The organism is Mesorhizobium sp. M1E.F.Ca.ET.041.01.1.1 (genome assembly GCF_003997355.1).
GTDB lineage: Bacteria > Pseudomonadota > Alphaproteobacteria > Rhizobiales > Rhizobiaceae > Mesorhizobium.
Genome location: NZ_RZSL01000441.1, coordinates 1 through 5,263 on the forward strand (window position 1 = coordinate 1; position 5,263 = coordinate 5,263).

At 64.3% G+C, this 5,263-nt stretch carries 6 protein-coding genes and 1 pseudogene; 5 read left to right on the plus strand and 2 right to left on the minus strand.

The features are described 5' to 3' along the window. Window positions 1-185, plus strand: a pseudogene (locus EOA38_RS27130) (3-oxoacyl-ACP reductase); the annotation flags it as partial. Window positions 186-214: 29 nt separating this feature from the next. Here the strand turns inward: EOA38_RS27130 and EOA38_RS27135 are convergent. Both EOA38_RS27135 and EOA38_RS27140 read right to left on the minus strand, forming a co-directional pair. Further along, window positions 215-568 carry an SHOCT domain-containing protein gene (locus EOA38_RS27135; protein WP_245464890.1) on the minus strand — a complete coding sequence of 118 codons (354 nt, stop codon included), beginning with the start codon at window positions 566-568 and terminating at the stop codon, window positions 215-217. Between the two features lie 354 nt (window positions 569-922). Next, on the minus strand, window positions 923-2,107 hold the full coding sequence (locus tag EOA38_RS27140) for a pyridoxal phosphate-dependent aminotransferase (protein WP_126092152.1): 1,185 nt from the start codon (window positions 2,105-2,107) through the stop codon (window positions 923-925). A 101-nt stretch (window positions 2,108-2,208) separates the two neighbouring features. Here EOA38_RS27140 and EOA38_RS27145 point away from each other — a divergent pair, with 101 nt between their 5' ends. Genes EOA38_RS27145 through denD form a run of 4 tightly spaced genes read left to right on the plus strand, consistent with a single transcriptional unit; the run spans window position 2,209 to window position 5,144 of the window. Next, the gene (locus EOA38_RS27145; protein WP_126095771.1) at window positions 2,209-2,895 is read left to right on the plus strand and encodes a GNAT family protein; all 687 of its coding nucleotides are present in this window, start codon (window positions 2,209-2,211) and stop codon (window positions 2,893-2,895) included. A gap of 12 nt (window positions 2,896-2,907) precedes the next feature. Then, on the plus strand, window positions 2,908-3,909 hold the full coding sequence (locus tag EOA38_RS27150) for a cation diffusion facilitator family transporter (RefSeq protein WP_126092153.1): 1,002 nt from the start codon (window positions 2,908-2,910) through the stop codon (window positions 3,907-3,909). Between the two features lie 51 nt (window positions 3,910-3,960). After that, window positions 3,961-4,167 carry a hypothetical protein gene (locus EOA38_RS27155; protein WP_126092154.1) on the plus strand — a complete coding sequence of 69 codons (207 nt, stop codon included), beginning with the start codon at window positions 3,961-3,963 and terminating at the stop codon, window positions 4,165-4,167. A 2-nt stretch (window positions 4,168-4,169) separates the two neighbouring features. Beyond that, the gene (gene denD, locus EOA38_RS27160) at window positions 4,170-5,144 is read left to right on the plus strand and encodes a D-erythronate dehydrogenase (RefSeq protein ID WP_126092155.1); all 975 of its coding nucleotides are present in this window, start codon (window positions 4,170-4,172) and stop codon (window positions 5,142-5,144) included. Window positions 5,145-5,263 lie beyond the last annotated feature (119 nt).

Sequence of the window (5,263 nt, forward strand, 5' to 3'; positions counted from 1 at the left end):
CCGAGATGGCGCAGCCGATGACGGTCGGCGTGCCGCAGGCCAATGGCTCCATCGCCGCCGAAGCGGTCATGGATGTCCAGCGCGTCGCCGACGCGGTGCTGCACATGGCGAGCCTGCCGCTCGACGCCAATGTGCTGTTCATGACCGTGATGGCAACGAAGATGCCGTTTGTCGGACGCGGGTAACGGCCCCGAGCGCTGATCGAACGCAGCGCCTACTCGCCGAGCACCCGCCGCCGCTCCTCGAACTCGTTCTTGTCGATCTCGCCGCGCGCGAAGCGCTCTTTGAGAATGTCAAGCGCCGTGCGCCCTGGCGGCGGCTGATGGGGTGGCATCACAGCCGGCCCGCCCAGCCAGCGACCGAGCGGCAGGACGGCGGCTACCAGCACGACAAAAAAGAGGATCATGAACAACGGGCCGAAAATCATCATCCAACCTCCGCCCCACCACATCATGCCGGGACCATAGGCATACCTGTCGGCATCCGACGCCTGAGCCCAGGCAACGCCGGGCGAAAGGGCCAAGACCACGTTCATCGCCGCAGTCGACCTCAGCAGACCTTTCTGCATGGGCTTGCTCCATCATTCACACTTGCCATCCTACACCGTCGAGCGGCCGGTATCTTGCGCCAGATCAAACGCGACATGCTTGCGACGGTCATGCTGAAGGACTCCAGCCGGACCATCGCAAAGACGCGTCTGACGGATTCGCTTAAAGCGCGTCGCGATCTTTCAGATTCGCTCCGTGCGCTTTAGGTTTTTGATTTTACGCATGTCTTTGTCTCCCGAAACCGGTTCCCACTTTCGGGAGACATGCTTTAGGGCGGGCAGCTCACGAGAGCGGCCCGAGCGAGCTGATCTCGACCAACCCGGTGTCGGCTCGGCGAGCCCGCTCGCCATCTCCCTCGAGTGGAGGGTGGAAGCTTACTTTGCCAAAAACGCCTCGATCCGCTCCAGCGCGCGCAGGATGTTCTCCTCGGAATTGGCGTAGGAGAGCCGGACATAGCCTTCGCCGAGCACGCCGAAGTCCGGACCGCCGATCAAGGCCACGCCGGCGTCTTCCAACAGCGTCGAGGCAAGCTTCTTGGCCTTCCAGCCGGTCTTCGACACGTTGGGGAAGGCATAGAAGGCGCCCTTCGGCGTGATGCAGGAAATGCCGGGCAGCGCATTCAGCCCTTCGACCACGATCTTCCTGCGGTTGTCGAAAGCGCGCATCATCTTCTCGACATCGTCCTGCGGGCCGTCGATCGCCGCGATGCCGGCATACTGGCTCGGCGCGTTGACGCAGGACCAGCAATTGACCGCAAGCTTGCGCACCTTGTCGTAGAGATAGGCGCCCTTTTCGCCGTTCGGCCAGATCGACCAGCCCATGCGCCAGCCAGTCATCGCCCAGGTCTTCGACCAGCCGTTGAGCACGATCAGCCTGTCGCGGATTTCCGGGAAATTGAGCAGCGAGCAATGCGTCTCGCCGTCATAGGTCATGACGTCGTAGATCTCGTCGGACAGGATCGCCACCTGCGGGTGCTTCTCCAATCCCTTGACCAGTTTCTCGATCTCGGCCCGCGGGGTGACGCCGCCGGTCGGGTTGGCGGGCGAGTTGAGGATCAGGAGCCTTGTCTTCGGCGTGATCAGCGCCAGCGTCTCGTCGGCCGAGAAGGCGAAGCCGTTCTCCTCTCGGATCGGCACGGGAATAGGCGCGGCGCCGGTGAACTCGATCATCGAGCGGTAGATGGGAAAGCCGGGATCCGGATAGAGAATCTCCGCGCCCGGTTCGCCGAACATCAGGATCGCGGCGAACATGGTCGGCTTGCCGCCGGGCAGGATCATCACGTTTTCGGCCGACACCTCGACGCCGGTCGTGGTCAGCGTGCGGCGCACCACCGCCTCGCGGGTGGCCAGCAGCCCGTTGGCGGGCGTGTAGCCATGATGGCCGTCGCGCAGCGCCTTGATCGCCGCCTCGACGATGTGCTGCGGCGTCTTGAAGTCGGGCTGGCCGATGCCGAGATTGATGATGTCGCGGCCCTGATGGGCAAGCGCGGTGGCACGCGCGAGCACCGCGAAGGCATTTTCCTCGCCGAGACGGTCGAAGGCGGCGATCGTGTGGAGCATTTTTCCCGTCCCTGTGGTTCTTACTGTTGGCGAGCGTTTTTGTGAGCGTCCATTCGCAAAAGTCAAACAGATTGGAGTTCCCCGTGCCAAAAAATATTGGGGTGTCGGAAAATCTGAAAGATTGGCAGCCGCGCCCGCGTCCGGAACGCAAAGCGCTCGAGGGCCGGACCGTCAGGCTCGAGCCGTTGAGCGCCGCAAAACATGGCGATGGGCTTTACGAGGCGTCGTCTGTGGCCGATGTCGATGGCCGCTTTACCTGGCTGCCGGATTATCCGCCGGAAACCCGCGCCGCGTTCCAGCCATGGCTGGACAAGGTCGAGGCGAGCGAGGATCCGCTGTTCTTCGCTGTCATCGACAAGGCGAGCGGCAAGGTTGCCGGGCGCCAGACACTGATGCGCATCGATGCCGCCAACGGCGTCATCGAGATCGGCAACATCTATTGGGGGCCGCTGATCTCGCGCAAGCCGGCGGCGACCGAAGCGCAATTCCTGTTCACCAAATATGCCTTCGACGAGCTCGGCTACCGCCGCTACGAATGGAAATGCAACAACCGCAACGAACCGTCGAAGCGCGCGGCCGAACGTTTCGGCTTCAAGTTCGAGGGCATTTTCCGCCAGCATCTTGTGGTAAAGGGCGAAAATCGCGATACGGCGTGGTATTCGATCATCGACAAGGAGTGGCCGGCTTTGCGTAAGGCCTATGAGGCCTGGCTCGATCCGGCGAATTTCGATGGCGAGGGCCGCCAGAAGCGGCGGCTCGAGGATTTCCGCGCCGAATTCGGCGCATAACGGGAGCGCTAGATGGCGCACGATCACGGCTCGCATGGGGTCGGTGCACACGACCATAGCCATGGCCACGGCGCCGGGCACATGCATGGATCGACCGACAAGAAGCGGGTGCTGATCGCGGCCTGCCTGACGGCCGGCTTCATGGTCGCGGAGGCGCTCGGCGGCCTTCTCACCGGCTCGCTGGCGCTGCTTGCGGACGCCGGTCACATGCTGGCGGACGCGATCGCGCTCGGCCTTGCCTGGTATGCCTTCCATCTCGCCGGCCGCCCTGCCACCGGCCGTCTCACCTACGGCTTCGCCCGCGTGAAGACGCTGGTGGCCTACACCAACGGCATCGCCATTTTCGTCATCGCGCTATGGATCGTCTATGAAGCCTGGGGACGGTTGATTCACCCGGCGCCCGTGCTGGGCGGCCCGATGCTGGTGGTGGCAGTCGCCGGCCTGCTGGTCAACATCGCCTCCTTCTTCGTGCTGCACGGCGGCGATCGCGAGGGCCTGAACATGCGCGGCGCCATCCTGCATGTGCTGGGCGACCTGCTTGGCTCGGCCGCGGCAATCGTGGCGGCGCTGATCATCCTGGCAATCGGCTGGACGCCGATCGATCCGATCCTCTCCGTCCTGGTGTCGCTGCTCATCCTGTCGACGGCGTGGTCGCTGATGCGCGAGGCCGCGCATGTGCTGCTCGAAGGCGTGCCGGCAAGCCTCGACCGCGACCTGATCGCCAAGGATATCGAAGGCGCGGTCAAGGGCGTGCGCGAGGTGCACCACATGCATGTCTGGTCGCTCGACGGCACCAGCAACATGGCGACACTGCACGCCTGCCTGAATGACGGCGTCGATCCGCATGTGGCGGTGAGCGCCATCAAGAAACGGCTTGCCGCGAAGCACGGCATCGATCATGCGACGGTGGAGCCCGAGTTCGGCCTCTGCGCCGACAGCCATGACGAGCACGACCATCGCCATGATCACGACCACGCGCATGATGCGCCTCCTGATCGCCGCCACTATCATTGACGCGTGCCTGATGATGAACTTAAACGACCTCGGGCCAAGGGACGCCTGCTGATGGATCGCGAGACGCGCAACGCGGCGATCGCCGCGGCCTGGATACTGCTGCTGTTCGGCCTCGCCGCCTATTTCCTGCCGACCATCATGTTGGCCGCCGGCAAGGTCTCGACCATCCTGGCCGCCATCATCGCCGCGATCTTCATGGTGGGGCTGTTCGTCGTCCTGTGGCTGCGCGGACGCAGCCAGCGCAAGAAGGGTCTCTAAAGATGAGAATTCTGATTACGGGTGCCGCCGGCATGGTGGGCCGGAAGCTGATTGCACGGCTGGCCAAGGACGGCACACTCGCCGGCCGCAAGATCACGGCGCTCGATCTGCACGACATCGTGCCGGCGCAGGCGCCGGCGATCGACGGCGTGGAAGTCGCCATCCATACCGGCGACTTCGCCGCATCCGGAGCGGCGGCAAGCCTGGTCGGTTCACGCCCGGACGTGATCTTCCACCTTGCCGGCATCGTGTCCGGCGAGGCGGAGGCCAATTTCGATCTCGGCTACCGCGTCAATCTCGACGGCACACGCGCGCTGTTCGACGCCGTGCGGCTGGCGGGCTTTGCGCCGCGCCTGGTCTTCACCTCGTCGATCGCCGTGTTCGGCGCGCCGTTCCCGGATGTCATCCCGGACGAGTTCCACCCGACGCCGCTCACCTCATACGGCACGCAGAAGCAGATGAGCGAAGCGCTGCTTGCGGACTACACGCGGCGCGGCTTCTTCGACGGCGTCGGCATCCGGCTGCCGACGATCTGCGTTCGCCCCGGCAAGCCGAACAAGGCGGCGTCGAGCTTCTTCTCAGGCATCATCCGTGAGCCCTTGAGTGGCCAGGAAGCGATCCTGCCGGTGCCGCGCTCGGTGCTGCACACCCATGCCAGCCCGCGCTCCGCCGTCAATTTCCTGATCCATGCGGCGGAGATCGACGGCAATGCGGTCGGGCCGCGGCGCAATCTCACCATGCCGGGAGTCGCTGCCACCGTCGGCGAGCAGATCGAGGCGCTGGAGCGCATCGCCGGACACGAGGTGGTGAAGCGGATCCGCGAACAGCCAGACGAGACGATCTGGGCGATCGTCAAAGGATGGCCGACGCGCTTCGAGGCGCGGCGGGCGAGGGAGCTGGGTTTTGCCGCCGAGAAGAATTTCGACGAGATCATCCGCGCTCATATCGAGGACGAGCTGGGCGGGAAGATATATTGATATTCAGGTGATGCCGGCCTGCAAACGGCGGCTTCCTGCGCTTCCGGCCTTCGCCGGCCGAAGCATTCATGAGAGTGGCGTGGGAGTTAAGGCTACGGCCGGCGTAGGCCGGTTCTCGG

Excerpts from the sequence above, each read along its gene's own strand:
- EOA38_RS27135 (WP_245464890.1), bottom strand. The coding sequence starts at position 568 with ATGCAGAAAGGTCTGCTGAGGTCGACTGCGGCGATGAACGTGGTCTTG.
- EOA38_RS27140 (WP_126092152.1), bottom strand. The coding sequence starts at position 2,107 with ATGCTCCACACGATCGCCGCCTTCGACCGTCTCGGCGAGGAAAATGCC.
- EOA38_RS27150 (WP_126092153.1), top strand. The coding sequence starts at position 2,908 with ATGGCGCACGATCACGGCTCGCATGGGGTCGGTGCACACGACCATAGC.
- EOA38_RS27155 (WP_126092154.1), top strand. The coding sequence starts at position 3,961 with ATGGATCGCGAGACGCGCAACGCGGCGATCGCCGCGGCCTGGATACTG.
- denD (WP_126092155.1), top strand. The coding sequence starts at position 4,170 with ATGAGAATTCTGATTACGGGTGCCGCCGGCATGGTGGGCCGGAAGCTG.